A 22,066-nucleotide genomic window follows, 5' to 3' on the forward strand; every position below is an offset into this window, starting at 1 on the left:
CGGCGAACTGGCGGTGAACCGGGTGCTGGACAGCCTGGAACTGAAGGCCGACGCCACCCTTTGACCAGACGCAAGACCCTGTGGGAGCCAGCCTGCTGGCGATAACGGTGGGCCAGTCGAATGCGATGCTGGCTGACACGCCGCCATCGCCAGCAGGCTGGCTCCCACAGGGCTATGTGCGCAACACAGATGTGGTGGGGCAAAAGAGCACGTCCATTCAATTTTTCTTCATCCCGCCGGTTCATCATCCAGCCCAAGGTTTGATCAAGGGCTGTGTCATGAACGCTTCGCAACGGGATGAACAGGCGCAAGGCCTCGGCTTGCTGTTCCTGCGGGTGGCCGGCGGGCTGTTCCTGCTGTGGGTGCACGGCCTGCCCAAGCTGCTGCACTTCAGCGAGCAACTGCAGCTGATCGAAGATCCGTTCCGGCTCGGCCCCCACCTCACGCTGCTGTTGGCGATTTTCGCCGAAGTCGTCTGTCCGCTGCTGATCGTCGCCGGTGTCCTGGCGCGATTGGCCTGCTTGCCTATTCTGTTTGTGCTGCTGGTGGCGCTGCTGCTGGTGCACCCGCAATGGAGTGTGGCCGAGGGGCAGTTCGGCTGGCTGCTGCTGATCCTCTTTTCCACGGTGCTGATCGCAGGGCCAGGGCGGCTGGCGTTCGGTGCCCGTTTGCCCGGAGTGCTCCGTTATGCCTGAAACCCCATCCGCCAAGAAACCGGGCACCGATGAAGTGGTGACCCTGATCATCAAGCACCGGGTCAAGGCCGGCTTCGAACAGCCCTACGAAGCCTGGCTGCGCAACATCGTTGCCGTGGCGGGCCGCGAGGAAGGCCACCTGGGCGTGGACGTGATGCGCAGCCGCCAAGGGGGGCTGGCGCTGTTCACCTGCGTGCTGCGCTATTGCTCCACCGAAGCGATGCAGCGCTGGCTCGATTCGCCGCAGCGCCAGGCGCTGGTGGAGGAGGCCGCGCCGATGCTGGCCGACGGCGACCAGACCGAGGTCAACCCGGTCAACGAATTCTGGTTCGCGCCGCTGGCCGACGCCGCCTCGCCGCCGCCGCGCTGGAAACAGGCGGTGGTGACGCTGCTGGTGATCTTGCCGCACACCTTGCTGGTGCCGCTGATCTGGGGGCCGTTGCTCAAGCTCAACGCTTTTCTCTCCAACTATGTGGTGGCGACCTTCCTGATCACCCTGACCATCGTGCTGTCGGTGGTGTACGTGTGCATGCCCCGCGCCACGCGTCTGTTCGCGCCTTGGCTGGAGGCGGGCCGGGCCCGCGAGCACCACGAATCCAACGTCAATCCGCCGCGCTGAGGCGGGCGGGTTCCGATCCGTTTCACTTATGTCGAAGGAACTGCGATGAACGCCGATCTGATTCTGTTCAATGGCCAATTTCATACCGTAGACCGGGAAAACCCACGGGCCAGCGCCGTGGCGATCAAGGACGGGCGCTTCGTCGCCGTCGGCACCGATGCCCAAGCCATGGCGCACAAAGGGGCCGGCACCCAAGTGGTGGACCTCAAGGGCCGCTGCGTGATTCCTGGCCTCAACGATTCGCACCTGCACCTGATCCGCGGCGGCCTGAACTATAACCTCGAACTGCGCTGGGAAGGCGTGCCGTCCCTGGCCGATGCGCTGCGCATGCTCAAGGAGCAGGCCGACCGCACGCCGACCCCGCAATGGGTGCGGGTGGTGGGCGGCTGGAACGAATTCCAGTTCGCCGAAAAGCGCATGCCGACCCTCGAAGAACTCAACCAGGCCGCCCCGGACACCCCGGTGTTCGTGCTGCACCTGTACGACCGCGCGCTGCTCAACCGCGCCGCGTTGCGCGTGGCCGGCTACACCCGCGACACGCCGAACCCGCCGGGCGGCGAGATCGTGCGCGACGCCAACGGCAACCCGACCGGCATGCTGGTGGCCCGACCCAACGCGATGATCCTGTACTCGACCCTGGCCAAGGGGCCGAAGCTGCCGCTGGAGTACCAGGTCAACTCGACCCGCCAGTTCATGCGCGAGCTCAACCGCCTGGGCCTGACCAGCGCCATCGACGCCGGCGGCGGTTTCCAGAACTACCCCGACGACTATCAGGTGATCGAACAACTGGCCAAGGACGGTCAACTGACCGTGCGCATCGCCTACAACCTGTTCACCCAGAAGCCGAAGGAAGAGCTCACCGACTTCAAGAACTGGACCGGCAGCGTCAAGCTGCACCAGGGCGATGATTTCCTGCGGCACAACGGCGCCGGGGAGATGCTGGTGTTCTCGGCGGCGGACTTCGAAGACTTCCTCGAGCCGCGCCCGGACCTGCCGCAGACCATGGAGCAGGAACTGGAGCCGGTGGTGCGCCACCTGGTCGAGCAGCGCTGGCCGTTCCGCCTGCACGCCACCTACAACGAATCCATCAGCCGCATGCTGGACGTGTTCGAGAAGGTCAACCGCGACATCCCGTTCAACGGCCTGCCGTGGTTCTTCGATCATGCCGAGACCATCACCCCGCAGAACATCGAGCGGGTGAGGGCGCTGGGCGGCGGCATCGCGATCCAGGACCGCATGGCGTTCCAGGGCGAATACTTCGTCGACCGCTACGGCAAGCAGGCCGCCGAATCCACGCCGCCGATCAAGCGCATGCTGGCCGAAGGCGTGCCGGTGGGCGCCGGCACCGACGCGACCCGGGTGTCCAGCTACAACCCGTGGACCTCGCTGTACTGGATGGTCAGCGGCCGCACCGTCGGCGGGCTGGCGCTGTACGAAGAGGGCCTGCCCCGCGAGACCGCGCTGGAGCTGTTCACCCACGGCAGCGCCTGGTTCTCGTCCGAGCAAGGCAAGAAGGGCCGGATCAAGGTCGGGCAACTGGCGGACCTGGCGGCCCTCAGCGCGGACTTCTTCAGCGTCGAGGAAGAGGCCATCAAATGGATCGAATCGGTGCTGACCGTGGTCGGCGGCAAGATCGTCTACGGCGCCGGCGATTTCGACACGCTCGGCCCTGCCGGCCTGCCGGTGCTGCCGGACTGGTCGCCGGTGGCGAAGGTGCCTGGCCACTGGCGCCCGAACGCGCCGTTGCAGGCGCAGGTGCACCAGTGCAGCGGCCCGTGCGCCGTTCACACCCACAGCCATGAGAAGGCGCGGATGTCCAACGTGCCGGTGAGCGACTTCGCCGGCTTCTGGGGCGCGTTCGGCTGTTCCTGCTTCGCGTTCTGACCCTGACAACCCGGCGTCGGCCCACGGGCCGGCGCTGCCCGCAACAACCATCCACCGAGGAGTTTCACATGAGCAACGTTCCCTACAAACGCCTGAACAAAGACGATGCCGTAGTGCTGCTGGTCGACCACCAGACCGGCCTGATCTCGCTGGTGCAGGATTTCTCGCCCAACGAGTTCAAGAACAACGTGCTGGCCCTGGGCGACATCGCCAAGTTCTTCAAGCTGCCGACCATCCTCACCACCAGCTTCGACAGCGGCCCGAACGGCCCGATCGTGCCGGAGCTCAAGGCGCAGTTCCCGGACGCGCCGTTCATTGCCCGTCCTGGCCAGATCAATGCCTGGGACAACGAAGACTTCGTCAAGGCGATCAAGGCCACCGGCCGCAAGCAACTGATCATCGCCGGCGTGGTGACCGACGTGTGCGTGGCGTTCCCGACCCTGTCGGCCATCGCTGAAGGCTTCGAAGTGTTCGTGGTGACCGACGCTTCCGGCACCTTCAACACCACCGTGCAACAGGCCGCCTGGGCACGCATGTCGGCCGCCGGCGCGCACCTGCTGAACTGGTTCGCCGTGGCCTGCGAGCTGCAGGGCGACTGGCGCAACGACATGGAAGGCCTGGCCAACCTGCTGTCCGAGCGCCTGCCGAACTACCGCAACCTGATCAACAGCTACACCAAGTTCACCTCGAAGTAAGCGGCAACGAAAATGCCCGCCATTGGCGGGCATTTTTTTGTGTCGTTGAAACAGGAAAAACTGTGTGGCGAGGGAGCTTGCTCCCGCTCGGCGGCGCAGCCGTCGCCATCAGGCAGATCGGCAACCGCGAGGGGCCGCTGCGCAGCCCGGCGGGAGCAAGCTCCCTCGCCACGGTCAGTTGAGATGGGTCTTGAGTTCCGCCGCAGCCTGGCGCACCGCTGCCTTGACTTCCGGGATCTGGCTCAGCGGGTTGAGCAGGCCGAAGTCGTGGATCATCCCGTTGTAGCGCACCGACGTCACCGGCACGCCGGCCGCATCCAGGTGACGGGCGTAGCCTTCGCCTTCGTCGCGCAGCACGTCGAATTCGGCGGTCTGCACCAGCGCGGCGGGCAGGCCCTTGAGCTGGTCGGCGCTGGCGTTGAGCGGCGAGGCATGGATCTGCGCACGCTCGGCCGGGTTGGTGGTGTAGTTGTCCCAGAACCACTGCATCATGCCCTTGGTCAGGAAGTGGCCTTCGGCGAACTGGCGGTACGAGCCGTTATCGAACCCGGCATTGGTCACCGGCCACATCAGCAGTTGGAAGCGCAGGGCCGGGGTGTTCTCTTCCTTGGCCTTCAAAGCGACCACCGCCGCCATGTTGCCGCCGACGCTGTTGCCGGCCACCGCCAGGCGCTTGCCGTCCACGCCGATCTCCCGGCCGTGCTCGGCCACCCATTTCGTGGCGGCGTAGGCCTGGTTGATCGCGGTCGGGTAGTGGGCTTCCGGCGACGGCGTGTAATCGACGTACACCGCAACCGCACCGGAGCCGACCACCAGGTCGCGGATCAGGCGCTGGTGGGTCGGGAAGTCGCCCAGCACCCAACCGCCGCCGTGGAAGAACATGAACACCGGCAATTCGCCTTTGGCCTGGGCCGGGCGCACCACTTTCAGGTGGATCGTCTGGCCGTCGGCCTGGATCGCCTTGTCGCTGACTTCGACGCCGGACAGATCGACCTTCACCGAGGCCTGGGCGCCGGTCAGCACCGCACGGGCGTCTTTGGGGCTCAGTTGCTCCAGCGGCTTGCCGCCGCCGGCGGCGAGGGCGTCGAGGAACGCCTGGGTGTTGCGCTCGACGCCGGGGCTGCCGGCGGCGAACGCGTTGCCGATGGACAGGGCGAGGAGGGAGGCGGTGAGGGTGTGCTTGAGGCTCATGGTCAATTCCTTTTTCAATCGTTGGCGTTTTCTGTATGGGGATCGGGCTGCTGCGGCGCTGGGGTCCGGCCTCAGCAACACCGTGGACACAGATTATTGAAGTGCCAGGAAGTGAAAAAGCGGCTATAAAGCGTTTGACTGTCCACCATGGAGTGACAATGAACCCCTTTGAAGACATGCGTATCTTTTGCCAGGTCATGGACTCCGGCAGCTTCACGGCGGCGGCCGATCAGTTGGGCCTGTCCAAGCAGTTCGTCAGCCGCCGGCTGATGCAACTGGAAGAGCGCCTGGGCGTGCGCCTGCTCAACCGCTCGACCCGGCGCCTGGATGTCACGCCGCTGGGGCAGAGCTACTACGAATCGGCGCTGCGTCTGCTTGGCGAAGTGGAGCAGGTCGAGCAGGGCATCGCCGGGCAGACCGCCGAACCGCGCGGCACCCTTCGCCTCAGCGCGCCGCTGTCGTTTGCCGTGGCCCATTTGGGGTGCCTGTTGCCGCAGTTTCTGCAGCGCTACCGGGAGGTCACGGTGGAAGTGGACCTGAGCGACCGGCCGGTGGACCTGCTGGGCGAGGGCTACGACCTGGCGCTGCGCATCGGCGTGCTGGAGGACTCCACCCTGATCGCCCGGCGCATCGCGGCCATCGAGCGGGTGTATTGCGCGAGCCCCGCGTATCTGGCCGAGCGCGGCACGCCGCTCAAGCCTGAAGACCTGCATGGCCACGATTGCCTGCCGTACGGCCATGGCCGTTCGGTGCAGTGGCGGTTCAACGCGGGGCCGGGCAAGCCGCTGCTGGTGAATGTGGCGGGGCGGATGCGGGTCAACAACGGCGAGCTGCTGCGGGACGCGGCGGTGGCGGGGATGGGGATCACGTATCTGCCGACGTTCATTGTCGGCTCGGCGCTGAAGGACGGGCGGCTGGTGCCGGTGCTGGACGAGTTCCGGCCCGAGCCGCTGACGCTGTCGGCGGTGTACCCGCAGCACCGCCAGACGTCGCGGCCGGTGCAGGCGCTGATCGAGTTCCTGCGCGAGCGGCTGGATCCGGCGCATTGCGTGTTGTGAGCGGCCGCTGATGCCAGCAGTGCCGGTCTCATCGCTTGCAGGCAAGCTCCCACAGGGCTTAGCGGTGGCCGCAGATTCTGCATGTTCACTGCGCACTGTGTGGGAGCCAGCCTGCTGGCGATGGCGGTGGGGCAGGCACCGGTGATGTTGGGTGGGCAGGCCTTATCGCTGGCAAGTCGAATCGTCGCACCGCAGCTCCCACAGGTTTTGGTGGCGTACATGGATCTTGCGGACACCCGGGATACCTGTGGGAGCGGGCTTGCCCGCGATGGCGGTGGTTCAGGCAACAGAGATGTCGGCAGTGCCGGCCTCATCGCTGGCAAGCCAGCTCCCACAGGGTTTAGCGGTGGCCGCAGATTCTGCATGTTCACTGCGCACTGTGTGGGAGCCAGCCTGCTGGCGATGGCGGTGGGTCAGGCCGGCTCAGTTGGCGCGCTTGTCGTCGCCGGGTTCGCCGCCGACATGCACACCGCGGTCATCGCCGGGTTCGCCGGCGGCGTGCAGGCCATGGTCGTCGCCGACTTCACCGGCGCGGTGCACACCATGGTCATCGCCGACTTCGCCGGCGCGGTGCACACCATGGTCATCGCCGACTTCGCCGGCACGGTGCACGCCGTGATCGTCGCCGGGTTCGGCGTGGGTGCCGCTGCGGCCGGAGGAGGCCGAGTCGCCCGAATGGCCGGAGCCGTGGTCGCTGCCGCTGTGGCCACTGTTGCCGCCACTGCCGCTGCCGCCATGACTGCCGCCGTTGCCGCTGCCGCCGCTTCCTCCGTTGCCACCGCCGCCGCTGCCGCCATGGCCGCCACCGTTTCCGCCGCCACCACCGCCACTGCCTCCACCGCCGCCACTACCTCCGCCACCGCCGCTGCCTCCACCGCCACCACCACTTCCCCCTTCCTTGGCCTGAACGCTGGACACCCCGGACACGCTGTCCGGGATCAATACGGTGGATGCCGACAGAACCGCGCCGATGGCCATTGCGAGCATGAGCTTTTGAATGTGCATATCGTTCTCCGTCTTGTGGGTCTGGGTTGGGAACGTGGATGTGCGTTGTCGCTGGATCCGACCCGTTCCCGGGGTCAGTGGATGCTTGAGGCCAGTTCGAAGATCGGGATGTACATCAGGATCACGATCACGCCGATCAGCAGGCCGATGAACGTCATGAGCAGCGGTTCGAACAGGCGCACGAACCATTCGATCCAGCGGCTGATCTCCTCGTCGTAGAAATCGGCGCTGCGCTCCATCATCTGGCCCAGGTTGCCGGACTGCTCCCCGGCACGCAGCAGGCGCAGGGAGACGGGCGTCACCAGGCGGTTGAGCTCCAGCGCGGCGGACAGCGACTGGCCCTCGCGCACCCGCTCGCAGGCCTGATCCAAGCGCGTGCGCGAAGCCACGGTGAGCAGGCCGCGCACCATGCCCATGGCGGTCACCAGCGGGATCCCGCCTTGCAGCAGAATCCCCAGCGAGCGGTAGAAGCGCGCCAGCTCATACATGAAGATCCGCTGGTGCACGGCGGGCAGCCGCTCCACCAGCCGGTCCAGCGCCCGGCGAAACGCCGGCTGCTTCTGCAGCAGCGCAAGCGTCACGACCAGCGCGGCCAGGGCCCCGAAGAATTCGCCCTGGTGCGCGTGCAGGAACATCCCGCTGCCCATCAGGATCTGCGACAGCCACGGCAGGTTCGAGCCCAGCCCTTCGAACACCAGGCTGAAGCGCGGCACCACGTAGCCCATCAGGAACAGCACCACGCCGCCGCCCACCACCAGCAACAGCAACGGGTAGATCGAGGCACTGATGATCTTCTGCCGCACCTCGTCCATGCGCTGGCGGTAGCTGACGTAGCGGCCCAGCGCATCGCCCACCGCACCGGTCTTCTCGCTGGACTGCACCAGCGCCACGTACAGCGGCGGGAACACCGCCGACAACTGGCCCAGCGCCTGGGAGAAGGATTTGCCTTCGTACAGCAGGCGCACCAGCTCGCTGAGGGTCTTGCGCGCGGCGGGGGCGGTCTCTTTTTCCGCCAGGCTTTCCAGCGCGTCGATCAGCGGCAGGCCGGCGTTGAGCAGGGTGGTCAGCTCCTGGCTGAACAGCACCAGGTTGAACGTCTCGCGCTGGCGCAGGCGCAACGATCGCCAGTGCCGCTCGGCGTGCAGGCTGACCACGCGCAGGCCCTGATCTTCGGCGATGCGCCGCGCTTCGCTCTGGCCGGGCGCCTCGACGCTCAGCGACACCACCCCGGCCTTGCCCACCGCCTTCAGATGAAAACGCATGCTCGGTGCTCCGGTCATTGCCAGTTGGTGACTTCGGCGTTTTCGCCTTCGCCGCCGGGCTGGCCGTCCTTGCCCATGGACAGCAGGTCATACTCGGCGTTTTCGCCGGGATAGCGATAGGCGTAGGCGCGGCCCCACGGATCCAGCGGCAGTTTTTTCTGGATGTACGGGCCGGTCCACTTCGCTTCGTCGCTCGGGGCGGTCACCAGCGCCTGCAATCCCTGTTCGGTGGAGGGGTAGTGGCCGACCTCCAGCCGGTACAGGTCCAGCGCCTTGCTCAGGCCTTCGATCTGCGCCTTGGCGACCTTCACTTCGGAGCGGCCCAACTGGGCGAAGTACTTGGGCGCGACGATCCCGGCCAGCAGGCCGAGCACCACCAGCACCACCAGCAGTTCGAGCAGGGTGAAGCCGTGCTGGGCACGCGGTGACGAACGCAAACACCGTTTCATGATGACCTCCGTGGGCGGGCAGCCGGGTCGCTGCGAGGGCTTGCCTGACGGCTTATGCAATAGCCGTGCTCAGGCCCCGGACTTTGGCCGGGGCCCTTGTGCCACGGGCCTTGCGCAAGTCGGCACAGTGCTTGCGTAAGAGGGTTCCAGGACCGGTGAGTGGGGCATTTCCCCCAATTTTCAGCGCCGCTCCGGGGAGGCCCACCATGAAACCGTTCGCCACCGGATTGCTCGCCGCAGGACTGCTCGGCGGCCTGTTCCTGACCGCCGTCGCCCACGCCGATGTGTTCGTCTCCGTGGACGCCAAGGGCAGCTACGTGCTGTCCAACGTCCACCGCCCCGGACGCACCTACGAGCGGGTGATCCACGAACCCGGCAACACGCTGGCCGGCGCCGACCGGCAGCCGCAGATGATCGCCGCCCAGCCCTACGCGGAACTGGTGTCGGCGGCAGCCACGGCCAATCACCTGCCCGAAGCGCTGCTGCATGCGGTGATCAACGCCGAATCGAACTACAACCCCGGCGCCACCTCGCCCAAGGGCGCGGGCGGGCTGATGCAGTTGATGCCCGACACCGCACGGGAGCTGGGGGTGAAGGACGTCTACGACCCCAAGGCCAACATCCAGGGCGGCGCCCGTTACCTCAAGCGCCTGATGACCCTGTTCGACAACGACATCGCCCTCGCCGTGGCCGCGTACAACGCAGGGCCCGACGCGGTGCTCAGCCGCGGCCGGGTGATCCCGCCGTTCGCCGAAACCCAGCGTTACGTGCCCAGCGTCCTGCGTCAGTACCGGCGTCTTCAGGGGCTGGCGGACGATGCGCCGCTGTAGGCCGGCGCACCGGTCTTTCCCCAACTTCGGGGCAACGGGCGAGGCCCGGAAAACCGGGGAAACGGGTGGGGAATATTCCCCGGTTCTTCAAGTCGTTGCGGCAAGTGTTTGAGAAACAACCGATTTTTTTGTGGCACGCGGATTGCTCCCAAGGCTGTGTCGAGAATCATTCCCTGTGAGCACCCACTGCGAGGTCTGTGATCATGGTAGGCATCCACCACGCTCCGTCCCTGTTGAACTGGTTGCTGTTGCTGGCCTCGATGCTGAGCGTCGAACTGGCCAGCGCGGCGGTGCGCTGCGAGCGCAACCTGGTGGCCAACGTGGTGGCGTTCGATCAGCCGCTGATGTTCAACCGCCTGGGCGCGCAGAACGTCAACGGCATGATGTTCGCCCTGCGCCGGGACGTGGTCGACGACCGCAACGTGTCCCTGGCCCAGGGCGGCGCGGCGGTGCCCGGCAAGGTCTCGCTGCGCCCCGACAAGCGCCCGCGGCCGCTGGTGCTGCGGGTGGCGGCGGGGGACTGCCTGACCGTCAACCTGCAGAACCTGCTGGCGTACCAGGCCAACCCGAACCACCACTCCGTCGAGGGCGGTGAAGAAGAGGGCGAAGAGGCGCTGGAGAACGCCAACGCCGGCGAGGCCTTCAAGGCCGACGAGCAAGTGGCCGACCGGCATGTCGGGTTCCAGGTCAACGGCATGCAGGCGGTGAACGGCATCGACGACATCGCCTCGTTCACCGGCCGCAACGGCAACAGCCTGGTGGCCCCCGGCGCGAGCCGTTCCTACACCCTGTTCGCCGAGCGCGAAGGGGCCTTCGACGTCAGCAGCCGCGGCGCGACCTTCGGCGGCGAAGGGGCGGCCGGCAACAACGCCAACGGCCTGTTCGCCCAGGTGGTGGTCGTGCCCAAGGGCGGCCGCACCTACCGCAACACCGTCACCGAAGAAGAGATGCGCCTGGCCAGCACCGGCCGCACGCCGGCCGGCCACCCCGTCGTCGACTACCAGGCCCGTTACCCGCAGCGCGAACCCTGGCTGCGCGAAGGCAAGGCCGGGGCGCCGATCATCGCCATGGTCGACGGCAGCGAAATCATCTCCAGCGAAAGCGATGCCATCGTCATGGGCAGCAACCCCGACGGCAGCTTCCCGCCGGTCACTTATCCGCTGGAATCGGTGGGCAAGCGCAACCCGGCGCTGCCCAACCGGCTGGAGCCGTTCCGCGATTTCGCCGCGCAGTTCCAGGACGAGACCGCCGTCACCCAGGCCTTCCCGGCGTACTTCGCGGACCCGGTGATGGGCCATGTGCTGGAGCCGACCCGCGACTCCTTCATGATCAACTACGGGGCCGGCGGCATGGGCGCGGAAGTCATCGCCAACCGCCTGGGCGTGGGGCCGATGCACGATTGCCTGTCGTGCGCCTACGAAGAGTTCTTCCTGAGCTCGCACACCGTGGGCGACGTGGCGATGCTGGTGGACGTGCCGGCCAACGCCGGCCTTGAGAACATCGCCCCCGGCCAGACCCCGCGCGCCGATCAGGTGGGCGTGAAGGCGACCATGGCGCTGTACCCGTCGGAGCCGTCGAACGTCAATCACAGCTACATCGGTGACTTCGTCAAGTTCCGCAACACCCACAACGGCTACGAGCACCACATCTTCCACCTGCACGGCCACCAGTGGCTGTTCAACCCCAACGACGACAACTCCGACTACGTCGATGCCCAAGGCATCGGTCCGGGCGCCGGCTACACCTACGAAATCGCCAACGGCGGTTCGGGCAACCGCAACCGGGTGGCCGGGGACGCGATCTTCCACTGCCATTTCTATCCGCACTTCGCCCAGGGCATGTGGGCCATGTGGCGGGTGCACGACGTGTTCGAGGAAGGCACCAAGCTTGAGGTGTCGCAGCAGGGCGCCGACGGTTTCCACAGCGAACCCTATGCGCTGCGCAGCGGCAAACCGGCGGCCGGGGCACGGGCCTTGCCCGACGGCGAGATCATCGCCGGCACGCCGATCCCGGCGGTGGTGCCGCTGCCCGGCAAGGCCATGGCGCCGATGCCCGGCAAGGTCGTGGTGGTGCCGAAGGTCGGCGAGACCCTGGTCGCCGGCCACGACGATGACGACGAAGACGACGAAGACGACGAAGAAGCGGATGACGACGGGGATGGGCACCACGGCGGCAATGGCGCGGGCCAGGCGGTCGGGTCGCTGGCCCTGGTGGACCGCAGCGAGGCCAACCGCAACGCCGACGGCAGCCTGAAGAACCCCGGCTATCCGTTCTGGATCGGCGGCATGGAAAGCTCGGTGGGCCAGCGTCCGCCGACCCCGCCGCTGGACATGCTCGACGCCGCCTCCGCGCAGGCGCTCAAGGCCAGCGGCAAGGCGCTGTGGGCCAACCTCGACCCGAACCAGTCCGGCGGCTGGGACGGCGGCCTGCCGCGCCATGCGCTGGACGGCAAGTCCGCAGGCGGCGAGGCGCACACCGTGACCACCTCGCTGGACTTCTCCAAGGAAGTGGTGCGGGCCAAACCGATCTATCTGCCGGAGGAGGGCACCGAGGTCGAGCAGGCCGCCATGGCCTTCCACGCGAAAAAGGATCACCCAAGCTTTGCCTTGCTGCCCGGCAACCAGGTGGTGGCCAAGGCCTTCCGCACCAACGGCGCCTTGCCGGTGGCCGGTGCGCCGTACTACGAGCCGTGCATGGACGACCGCCAGAAGCGCCTGACCAGCAGCGCCGGCAGCGGCGAGTTCGCCAGCGGCGAGCGCCTCGACGGGCTGTCGTTCGTCGGCTCCTCGACCTTCACCGCCGACCGTCCGCGGGTCTACAAGGCCGCCAACATCCAGTTCGACGCGGTGTACAACAAGGTCGGCTACCACTTCCCGCAGGCGCGCATCCTGGCGCTGTGGGAGGACGCCTGGCCGGTGATCACCAAGCAGCGTCCGCCGGAGCCGCTGGTGATGCGCATGAACACCTTCGACTGCGTGCAGTACCAGCAGACCAACCTGGTGCCGGCGGTCTACGAGATGGACGACTATCAGGTGCGCACCCCGACCGACGTGATCGGCCAGCACATCCACCTGCCCAAGTGGGACCTGACCGCCGCCGACGGTTCCTCCAACGGCTGGAACTATGAGGACGGCGTGCTTTCCCCCGGCGCCGTGCAGGAGCGCGTGCACGCCATCCGCGCCTTCAACGGCTGCGAAGGCAGCGACCCGCGCGACGGCACCCCGGCCTGTCCGAAGGCCCGTGCGCATCCGTTCTTCGGCCAGTACGGGCGCAGCGACTGGCTGGGCGCGCGCACGGCGATGCAGCGCTGGTTCGTCGACCCGGTGGTGAACACCAAAGGCGTGGACCGCGGCCTGGGCACGATCTTCACCCACGACCACCTCGGCCCGTCGACCCATCAGCAGATCGGCCTGTACGCCACCGTGCTGGCCGAGCCCGCCGGCTCCACCTGGTTCCACGCCGAGACCGGCGAGCCGCTGTACAGCGGGGCGCGGCAGGATGGCGGGCCGACCTCGTGGCAAGCGGTGATCAACACCGGCGACCTCGACGGCGACGGCCTCAACGACAGCTTCCGCGAGTTCTTCCTGGAGTACAGCGACTTCCAGCACGCCTATGAAGCCGGCGTGTACGTGGGCGCCGGCCCCAACGGGATTCCCGATGCGCAGGCGTTCCCGGCCACCGCCGACAGCTTCCGCTTCGCGATCAACCCGCCGGTGCGCAACAACGCCGGCAACCTGCTCGAAGCGGTGGTCGAGGCCCGCGGCGGGATCAAGCCCGGCTGCCCGAGCCGGCCGTGCCCGCAGGCGATCTCGGTGGATGACCCCGGCATGTTCGTCGTCAACTACCGCAACGAGCCGCTGGCCCTGCGGGTGTTCGACCCGAACAAGGTCGGCCCCGACGGCAAGCGCGGCATGCAGGCCGACGGCCTGGGCGGCGACCTGGCGTACGCCATGCAGAGCCGCACCGACCGGGCGATCCCGGCGATGAACCTGGCGCCGAACCAGATCAACTCCGCCACCGGGCCCACCGGCGGCACCACGCTGTTCCCGCCGCACATCAACAAGGGCGGCGCCGAGCCCGGCGATCCGTTCACGCCGATGCTGCGCACCTACACCGGCGACAACGTGCGGCTGCGGGTGCACGCCGGCGGCCATGAGGAGGAGCACAACGTCACCCTGCACGGCGTGAAGTGGCTGCAGAGCGGTTCCGGGTTCGGCAACAGCTCGAACTCCGGCTGGCGCGCCTCGCAGATGGTCGGGATCTCCGAGCAGATGGGCTTCATTGCGCCGGTGTCGATGCTCTCCAGTTCCGCCGCCACCACCGGGGACTACCTGTACTCGATGGACGCCTCGATCGAAGGCTACTGGAACGGCATCTGGGGCGTGATGCGCAACTACACCGCCCAGCGCAACGACCTGTTCGCGCTGCCGAACAACCCCAAGCCCACCGGCATGCGCAACACCGTGGCGTTCGACGGCACCTGCCCGCGGATCAGCGCCAACCCCAACGGCATCGGCACCCGGCCCACCGTGCAGCGCAACTATGAGGTGGTCGCGGCGCTGGCCAACGACATCCTGCGCAACCCGCTGGCGCTGGCCGTCGGCGATCCGGCCGGGCTCGGCCAGCACGTCGGCGGGCCGCTGAACCCGGCCGGCGGCACGCTGGTGTTCAACTCGCGGCCGGTGAGCATCCCGCAGGTGACGGTGACCGACCCCGAGGACGGCGAGACGATCACGATCGGCGGGCAGAGCGGGCCGATCCATGACCCGACCGCGATCCTCTACGTGCGCAAGTCCGACCTCGATCCGGCCACCGGCAAGCTCAAGCCCGGCGTGCCTGTGGAGCCGCTGGTGCTGCGGGCGGCGGCCGGCGACTGCATCAGCATCACCCTGGAAAACCGCCTGCCGAGCGTGATGCCGGACCTGGCCCAGACCGCCATCCTGCAAGGCCTGGCCAAGCGCGACCGCAACGGCGGCGACGGCTCGACCACCTTCAACAACAACCTGCTGCGGCCGTCCAGCCATGTGGGCCTGCATGCGCAGCTGCTGGCCTACGACATCACCAAGTCGGACGGCGTGAACGTCGGCGCCAACCCGATCCAGACGGTGCCGCCGCGCATCGGCAACAGCGGGGCGTACCCGACGCGCACCTATCAGTACTACGCCGGGCACCTGGAGCGCGAAGGCAAACCGGTGACGCAGTTGGGGCGCAACGTCGACAACATCAACGCCACGGCGGTGGAGTTCGGCGGCCTCAACTTCACCCCGGCGGACGTGATCAAGCAGCCGCAGAAAGGCTTGGGCGGGGCGATGAGCGTGCTGCCGATGGGCGCCACCTGGGTCGAGGACGCCCGCAAAGCGGCGGCCACGGTGACGGTGGCGGGGCAGACCGCCTACCGCGACTTCGCCATGGTCTGGCAGCGCGCCCTCAACCTGCGCTGGGCCAACGGCCGGCCGGTGGAAGGCATCGCCTCCGAAGGCCTGGGTGTGCCGAACGATCCGAAGGACAACGCCGGCATGGCCATCAACTACAAGGCCGAACCGATGTGGTACCGCTTCGGGCTGGCGCCGGACGCACCGTTCGGCCGCGCCGACGGCCACGGCTACGGCGACGTGCCGAACGCGCACATGGCCTACAGCAACGCGCTGGTGGGCGGCGATCCGCAGACGCCGGTGTTCTACGCCAAGCCGGGGCAGCCGTTCCGTACCCACATCCTGATGCCCACCGGCGGCAGCCGCGGCTCGACCTTCCAGCTCGACGGGCACCTGTGGTCGGTCAACCCGTTCCTGTCGGAGAAGAGCGATGTCGGCGGCTACCCGATGAACGCGCCTGGCGTGGGTTCGGTGAAGTTCGGCTACAACCCGATGTCGATGTACATCGGCGCCCGCGAGAGCGTGCTGCCGGCGGCGCACTTCAGCTTCATGCTGCCGAGCGCCGGGGGCAGCAACGCGATACCGGGGGATTACCTGTTCCGCGACAACGCCTCGTTCGGCAACACCGCCGGGCTGTGGGGCCTGCTGCGGGTGACCAACGAAACCGAGCCGGCGCCGACCGGGCAATAACGGCGGTGCACAGGTGGCTTTCTGTGGGAGCGAGCCTGCTCGCGATGGGCACGACGCGGGTCTGGATGGTGCGGTTACTGACGCCATCGCGGGCAAGCCCGCTCCCACAGGGGGCGGCGGTGGGCAGGTGGCTTTTCTGTGGGAGCGAGCCTGCTCGCGAAGGGCACGACGCGGATCTGGATGGTGCGGCAACTGGCGCCATCGCGGGCAAGCCCGCTCCCACAGGGGGCGGCGGTGAGCAGGGGGCTTTTCTGTGGGAGCGAGCCTGCTCGCGATGGGCACGACGCGGATCTGGATGGTGCGGCAACTGGCGTCATCGCGAGCAGGCTCGCTCCCACAGGGGGCGGTGGTGTGCAGGCGGTTGGGGTTGGGCCATGAATCGGAGGGAGTGCGGTATGGGCTGGATCATCAGAATCAGTGCGTGGGTGTTGGCGGTCGCCGGTGCGCTGGCGCAGGCCGGCGAGGTGCAGACCCTGGCGCGGGACGGGGTGAAGGTGGACTTCGCGCTGCGGCCGCTCGCTGAGGACGGCACCTTGCGCGAAGGCGGGTTCGCCGACGTGCAGTTCCGCATCGCCGACGCCGCCTCCGGCCAGCCGTTGTCCGGCGTGGCGCCGGGGGCGTGGATCGATCCGCAGGCCGTCGCCGCCGACCAGGCCCAGGGCCGCGACCGCAGCTGCAAGTCGCGGGTCGGGGTGTTCCTCAAGTCGAACATCGGCGCACGGCCGCTGCTCGATCTCAACAGCTATTTCGTGCTGGTGATGAACCGTGACGCCAGCCTCTCCGTGGTCGACCCGTCGGTGTCGGTGGGCGGCATCACCAGCACCCTGGCGCGGATCGAGCTGGCCGGGCCGCCGATGGATTGGGTCACGCCGAAGGACAACAAACAGGTGTTCGTGTCGATGCCGGCGGCGGGGCAGGTGGCGGTGATCGACAGCGAACGGTTCAAGGTGAGCGGTTCCGTCGCCGCCGGCAGCCAGCCAGTGCGGGTGGCGCTGCAACCGGACGAGCGTCTGCTGTGGGTCGGCAACAACGCGGCCAAGGCCGATGAGTCCGGCGTCACGGTGATCGACACCCAAAGCCTCAAACCGCTCAAGCACCTGGCGACCGGCCGCGGCCACCACGAAATCGCCTTCAGCAAGGACAGCCGCTTCGCGTTCGTCAGCAACCGCGACGACGGCACCTTGAGCGTCATCGACGTCGCCAGCCTCAGCCTGCTCAAACAGGTCAAGACCGGGGCCAGTCCGCTGTCGGTGGCCTATTCGCCGCTGTCCGGTGCGGTGTACGTGGCCGACGGCAAGGACGGCACCGTGACCGTGATCGACAGCGCCAGCCACGCGGTGCGGCGGGTGATCAAGCTGCAGCAGGGCCTGGGCCCGATGGGCTTCGGCGCCGACGGCCGCTTCGGCGTGGTGCTCAACACCGTGGAAAACCGCGCCACGGTGATCGACGCCGCCAACGACGCGGCGATCCATGACCTGGAGGTGTCCGCCGAGCCCTATCAAGTGGTGTTCACCCGGGCCTACGCCTACGTGCGCGGCCTGGCGTCGCCGAAGGTCACGATGATCAACCTGGCGTCCCTGGGCGAGGGGCGCCAGCCGATCAGCCAAGGGTTCGAGGCCGGTCCCCAGCCGCCGCGGCTGGCCGGGGACTTGCCGCTGGCGTCGAGCCTGGCGGTGGCGCGGGACGACAACGCGGTGTTCGTGGTCAACCCGGTGGACAACACCACCTATTTCTACGCCGAAGGCATGAACGCGCCGATGTCCGGCTACCCCAACCGGGGCCAGTCGGCCCGGGCCGCGCTGGTCGTCGACCGCAGCCTGCGCGAGGTGTCGCCGGGGCTGTACAGCGCGCGGGTCAAGCTGCCGGCGGCCGGGCGCTTCGACGTGGCGTTCCTGCTCAACCAGCCGAACCTCATTCATTGCTTCACCGCGCAGGTGGAGCCGGACAGCGCCCAGCCCCGGCACGCCGGAACGCCCAAGGTCGAGTTCCTGCTGGACAAGACCGCCGTGGCGCTCAACGCCCCCTACGTGGTGCGCTTTCGCATCGTGCAGGGCAAGCAGAACGCCGCACGCGCCGGGGTGAAGGACGTGCAGCTGCGCTACTTCCTCGCGCCCACCTCGCGCCCCCGCACGGTGGCGGCGCTGGAGGTCGCCGACGGGATCTACGAAGCCCCCGTGACCCTCGACCGCAGCGGCGCGTGGTACTTGCACGTGCGCGCCGCCTCGCTGGGCGCCGGCTTCGACGACAAGACCTTTGCCAGTGTCCGGGTGCAGCCCGGCAAGACTCAGTGACGAGGACGCCACCATGAAGCGATTCGCAACCCGCAGCCTGCTCGCCCTGTGCCTGCTGAGCGTCGGCATCCACCCGGCAAGCGCCCATTCGGCGGACGAGCACGCCGGCCACAAGGCGCCCGCCGCCAGCGCCCAGGAACACGCCCAGGTCAAGTTCGCCGACGTGCCCCTGGTGGACCAGAACGGCAAGACCGTGCACCTGGAGCAGGACCTGGTGCACAACAAGATCGTGGTCATGAGCTTCATCTACACCAGCTGCACCACGGTCTGCCCGGTGGTCTCGTCGATCATGGGCAAGGTGCAGAAGCAGCTCGGCGCCCGGGTCGGCGGCGAGGTGCAGTTGGTGTCGATCAGCATCGATCCGCAGCGCGACGACCCCAAGCGCCTGCAGGAATACGCCCGCACCTTCCAGCGGGGGCCGGGCTGGAGCTGGCTGACCGGCTCGCCAAGGTCCATCGACGCCACCCTCAAGGGCCTGGGCAGTTTCAGCGGTGACTTCAAGAACCATCAGCCGCTGATCCTCGTCGGCGACGGCAACAGCCGCCACTGGATGCGCTACTACGGCTTCACCGATCCGGCGCTGCTGGCCAAGGAAGTGGAGAAGCTCAGCGGCCTGCGCACCCACGCCAAACACACGGCCATCGCCATGGAGCAACAGCCATGAGAACCCTCGACTGGATCACCCTGACCGTGTGCTTCTGGATCTTCAGCCTGGTGGCATTCGCCCACGAGGGCCACGAACAGTCCGTCCCCGCCGTGGCCAGCGCCGCCCCGGCCAAAGGCACCCACGACGCGAAGACCTGGTTCACCGACACCCCGCTGACCGACCAGCACGGCCAGACCCAACGCTTCTACAGCGATGCCCTGCACAACCGCGTGGTGCTGCTCAACGTCATCTTCACCAGCTGCAACGACGCCTGCCCGCTGATCACCCGCAAGCTCAAGGAAGTGCGCGAACTGCTGGGCGACAAGGCCGACGGCGTCACCTTCATTTCCCTTACCAGTGACCCGCTGCGCGATACGCCGGCGGTGCTCAAGGCTTACACCTTGAAGCAGGGCGCCGATGACCCTCACTGGCTTTTTCTCACCGGCGACAAAGCGCAGATGGACCTGGTGCTCGGCCGCATCGGCCAGATCGTGCCGACCCCGGAGCAGCACTCCACCCAGCTGATCGTCGGCGATGTGGCCAACAAGCGTTGGAGCAAGATCCGCCCCGACGCCCCCGCAGCGGCCATCGCGCAGCGCTTGCAGCTGCTGACGATGCCCGTGGCCGGACGCTGAGGCCGGGCCATGAAAACCTTCCACGGGGTGAGTGCGGCGGCGAGCGGGAGCGGTGTCTGCGCCGGCATCGCTGTCGTGCGTGCGTCCGCCTTCGCGAGCAGGCTGGCTCCCACAGGAGGCGCGGTCGGGGCCGTGCGCGTGCTTGTCCTGGTGCTGCTCGCCGGCCTCAGCCTGAGCGCGGGCGCGCTGTCGCTGACCGACGAGGAAAGTGCTGGCAAGCGCCTGTACCGCGAAGGCCTGTCGGCCAGCGGCGAGCCGATCATGGCCCGGGTCGGCGCGGCGGATGTGCTGCTGCCGGCCACCAGCCTGCCGTGCGCCAACTGCCACGGCGCCGACGGCCTCGGCCGGCCCGAGGGCGGGGTGCGTCCGCCGGAGCTGAACTGGGCGCGGCTGACCAGCGCCTACGGCCAGCAGGTCAACGGCCGCCGCTATCCGGCCTACGACGACGGCAGCCTGGCGCGGGCGATCCAGCAGGGCCGTGACCCCGGCAACCATCGGCTGGATGCGAGCATGCCGCGCTTCCTGCTGTCGATGAGGGATCAGCGCAACCTCACCGCGTACCTCAAGCGTCTGGCCGACGAGCGCGATCCGGGGCTGGAGGCGGACACCCTGCACCTGGGCACCCTGTTGCCCAGCCAGGGCCCGCTGGCCGAAGAGGGCGCGACGGTGGCGGCGGTGCTCAACGGCAGCGTGGCGCGGATCAACGAGGCGGGCGGCATCCATGGCCGGCAATTGCGCTTGACCGTGGCCGACCCCGGCCCCGACCGCGCCAGCGCCGAACAGGCCCTGCAACGGCTGATCGACGACGAGCATGTGTTCGCCCTGATCGCCCCGCTGGCGCCGGCGCTGGACAGCGAACTGGCGCCGCGCCTGGAGCAGGCCGGCCTGCCGCTGATCGGGCCGCTGTCGCTGCAAGGCCCGATGCCGTCCAGCCCGCAGATCTTCGAACCGTTGCCGGGGCTGCGCGAGCAACTGATCGCGCTGGCCGACTACGCCACGGCCAGCTTGCGGGTGCTGCAGGGGCCGACGCTGATCGCCTACCCCGACGACCCCGGCCAGGCGCAGGCGGCCCAGGCCCTGGGCCGGTATCTGCAGAACCACGGCTGGCAGAAGGTGCAGTTGCAGGCCTACGACGCGGCCGCCGGTTCGGTGCCGCTGGGCTCGCGCTCGGTGTTCTACCTGGGCAGCGGCGGCGGGTTCAGCCGATTGGCCACCGGGTTGCAGAAGGCCGGGCAGGTGCCGTACCTGTTCGCCGCGTCGAGCCAGGTGGCCGGGGACCTGTTGCAGGTGCCGGACGGATTCTCGCGGCGGGTGTTCCTCGCCTATCCGTTCGTGCCCAGCGACTGGACCGCGGCCGGGCGCCTGGCGCTGACGCTGCTGCGCGAGCATCAGGGCCTCGGCGCCCAGCACGCGATCCTGCAGGTGGGCGCCTACGCCTCGATGCTGCTGCTCTGCGAAGGCATGAAGCAGGCCGGGCGTGACGCCAGCCGCGAGAAGCTGGTGGCGGCGCTGGAAGGCCTGCACGACTTCGACACCGGCCTGACCCCGCGCATCAGTTTCGGCCCCGGACGCCGGCTGGGGCTGAGCGGGGCCCATGTGGTGACGATCGATTTGCCCGACCAGCGCTTTTACCTGGTGGCGCCCTACAGACCTGTTGTCGACACACCCTGACCGGAGCGATGGATCATGAAGCTCAAGACGATGCTGTTGCTGTTCGCAGGCTGGCTCCCGGCGGCGTTCGCCAGTCAGGAACCGGTGGCCGCGCGGGTCAACGGTGAAGCGATTTCCGAGTTTCGCCTGGAGCGCTACTTCACCGAATACCTGGAAGACCAGGGCCGCGCCGTGGCGAGCATCCGCAACCCCAAGGCGTACAGGCAACTGCGTCAGGCGGCGTTGGAAACGCTGATCGACAAGGAGCTGCTCTGGCAGGAATCGCGCAAGCGCGGGGTGCAGGTCGATGAGCAAACCGTGCGGCAACAGGTCGAGCAGACCCGCCAGGCCATCGGCGGCACGGAGCGGTTCGCGCTGCGCCTGCAGGAGGCCGGCTTCGACGAGGCCTCGTTCACCGAGTACACCCGCCGCGAACTGGCGGCGCAACGGATGTTCGCCGAACTGACCCGGACCGACGCCCCGGACGAGCAAGAGGTGCGCGCCTTCTTCGAGGAACACCGCGCCGAGATGGGCACACCCGAGCAGGTGCAGGCCCGGCACATTCTGGTGAAGGTGGCGCGGGAGGCCGATTCCGCCACGGTCGAGGCGGCGCGTCTACGCTTGATGCAGATGCGCGAGGCGGTGGTGCGGGGCGAAAGCTTCGCCAGCGTCGCGCAAAAGGGCTCGCAAGACGCCACGGCCAGCCAGGGCGGGCAGTTGGGCTACTTCGCCCGCGGGCAGATGACGCCTGCGTTCGAGGCGGCGGCGTTTGCCTTGCGGCCCGGAGAACTCAGCGAAGCGGTGCGCTCGCCGTTCGGCTGGCATTTGATTGTTGTCGAGAACCACATGGAGGCGGCCGATGTCCCAGAGGAGCAAGGGCTTGAAACAGTCAGGGCATACCTTGCCCGACAGCGACAGACCCAGGCCCGTCGTCAGGCGCTCGCGCAATTGCGGGCGCAGAACAGGATCGAACGAATTGACGACGACTGAAGGTTCCCCCCCAATAGTGGGGAATGGCTTCGATGCCCATTCAGGTGCTTCCCCGTTTCTGGGGAACGGGGTACCGGGACGAGCGGGCATTTCCATTCAATTCA

General features: G+C 67.9%; 16 protein-coding genes. 12 read left to right on the forward strand and 4 right to left on the reverse strand.

Annotated features, from left to right (window positions below; all coding sequences use genetic code 11):
• The first annotated feature begins 278 nt into the window (after positions 1-278).
• From ACIP0B_RS19555 to ycaC, 4 genes are all read left to right on the forward strand, one after another.
• Positions 279-695, forward strand: a complete 417-nt coding sequence (locus ACIP0B_RS19555; protein WP_400835256.1) for a DoxX family protein — start codon at positions 279-281, stop codon at positions 693-695.
• A complete protein-coding gene (locus tag ACIP0B_RS19560; protein ID WP_400835220.1) occupies positions 688-1,314 on the forward strand; it encodes an antibiotic biosynthesis monooxygenase in 627 nt (208 codons plus the stop codon). Before ACIP0B_RS19555 ends, ACIP0B_RS19560 begins: the two co-directional genes overlap by 8 nt.
• A gap of 45 nt (positions 1,315-1,359) precedes the next feature.
• Positions 1,360-3,198, forward strand: coding sequence for an amidohydrolase (locus tag ACIP0B_RS19565; RefSeq protein WP_085633790.1), 1,839 nt, complete (start codon positions 1,360-1,362; stop codon positions 3,196-3,198).
• A 68-nt stretch (positions 3,199-3,266) separates the two neighbouring features.
• A complete protein-coding gene (ycaC, locus tag ACIP0B_RS19570) occupies positions 3,267-3,893 on the forward strand; it encodes an isochorismate family cysteine hydrolase YcaC (RefSeq protein WP_217892738.1) in 627 nt (208 codons plus the stop codon).
• A gap of 174 nt (positions 3,894-4,067) precedes the next feature.
• Here the strand turns inward: ycaC and ACIP0B_RS19575 are convergent, their stop codons facing one another.
• On the reverse strand, positions 4,068-5,084 hold the full coding sequence (locus tag ACIP0B_RS19575; RefSeq protein WP_400835223.1) for an alpha/beta hydrolase: 1,017 nt from the start codon (positions 5,082-5,084) through the stop codon (positions 4,068-4,070).
• A gap of 158 nt (positions 5,085-5,242) precedes the next feature.
• Here ACIP0B_RS19575 and ACIP0B_RS19580 point away from each other — a divergent pair, with 158 nt between their 5' ends.
• Positions 5,243-6,142: a LysR family transcriptional regulator gene (locus ACIP0B_RS19580; RefSeq protein WP_085707406.1), complete on the forward strand. Its 900-nt coding sequence runs from the start codon at positions 5,243-5,245 to the stop codon at positions 6,140-6,142.
• 423 nt (positions 6,143-6,565) lie between these two features.
• On the opposite strand, the gene ACIP0B_RS19585 is transcribed toward ACIP0B_RS19580, so the two are convergent.
• The 3 genes from ACIP0B_RS19585 to gspG all read right to left on the reverse strand — a co-directional run bounded on the left by ACIP0B_RS19585 (position 6,566) and on the right by gspG (position 8,858).
• The gene (locus ACIP0B_RS19585) at positions 6,566-7,147 is read right to left on the reverse strand and encodes a hypothetical protein (RefSeq protein WP_400835225.1); all 582 of its coding nucleotides are present in this window, start codon (positions 7,145-7,147) and stop codon (positions 6,566-6,568) included.
• 74 nt (positions 7,148-7,221) lie between these two features.
• Entirely contained in the window at positions 7,222-8,409 is a 1,188-nt protein-coding gene (locus ACIP0B_RS19590) for a type II secretion system F family protein (RefSeq protein WP_400835227.1), read from the reverse strand.
• A 14-nt stretch (positions 8,410-8,423) separates the two neighbouring features.
• Entirely contained in the window at positions 8,424-8,858 is a 435-nt protein-coding gene (gene gspG / locus ACIP0B_RS19595) for a type II secretion system major pseudopilin GspG (RefSeq protein WP_400835229.1), read from the reverse strand.
• Between the two features lie 206 nt (positions 8,859-9,064).
• Here gspG and ACIP0B_RS19600 point away from each other — a divergent pair, with 206 nt between their 5' ends.
• The 7 genes from ACIP0B_RS19600 (at position 9,065) to ACIP0B_RS19630 (ending at position 21,962) form a co-directional block, all read left to right on the forward strand.
• A complete protein-coding gene (locus tag ACIP0B_RS19600) occupies positions 9,065-9,688 on the forward strand; it encodes a lytic transglycosylase domain-containing protein (RefSeq protein ID WP_085641233.1) in 624 nt (207 codons plus the stop codon).
• Between the two features lie 203 nt (positions 9,689-9,891).
• Entirely contained in the window at positions 9,892-15,750 is a 5,859-nt protein-coding gene (mnxG, locus tag ACIP0B_RS19605) for a manganese-oxidizing multicopper oxidase MnxG (RefSeq protein WP_400835258.1), read from the forward strand.
• Positions 15,751-16,145: 395 nt separating this feature from the next.
• A complete protein-coding gene (locus ACIP0B_RS19610) occupies positions 16,146-18,041 on the forward strand; it encodes a cytochrome D1 domain-containing protein (RefSeq protein WP_400835232.1) in 1,896 nt (631 codons plus the stop codon).
• Between the two features lie 13 nt (positions 18,042-18,054).
• Positions 18,055-18,705, forward strand: a complete 651-nt coding sequence (locus ACIP0B_RS19615) for an SCO family protein (protein WP_400835234.1) — start codon at positions 18,055-18,057, stop codon at positions 18,703-18,705.
• Complete coding sequence (locus tag ACIP0B_RS19620) at positions 18,702-19,322, forward strand: SCO family protein (RefSeq protein WP_400835236.1); 621 nt, start codon at positions 18,702-18,704, stop codon at positions 19,320-19,322. Before ACIP0B_RS19615 ends, ACIP0B_RS19620 begins: the two co-directional genes overlap by 4 nt.
• A gap of 132 nt (positions 19,323-19,454) precedes the next feature.
• Complete coding sequence (locus tag ACIP0B_RS19625) at positions 19,455-20,993, forward strand: ABC transporter substrate-binding protein (protein ID WP_400835238.1); 1,539 nt, start codon at positions 19,455-19,457, stop codon at positions 20,991-20,993.
• A 15-nt stretch (positions 20,994-21,008) separates the two neighbouring features.
• Positions 21,009-21,962, forward strand: coding sequence for a peptidylprolyl isomerase (locus ACIP0B_RS19630; protein WP_400835240.1), 954 nt, complete (start codon positions 21,009-21,011; stop codon positions 21,960-21,962).
• Positions 21,963-22,066 lie beyond the last annotated feature (104 nt).

Origin of the sequence: Pseudomonas sp. NPDC089534 (genome assembly GCF_044749305.1) — a bacterium.
Lineage (GTDB): Bacteria > Pseudomonadota > Gammaproteobacteria > Pseudomonadales > Pseudomonadaceae > Aquipseudomonas > Aquipseudomonas ekonensis.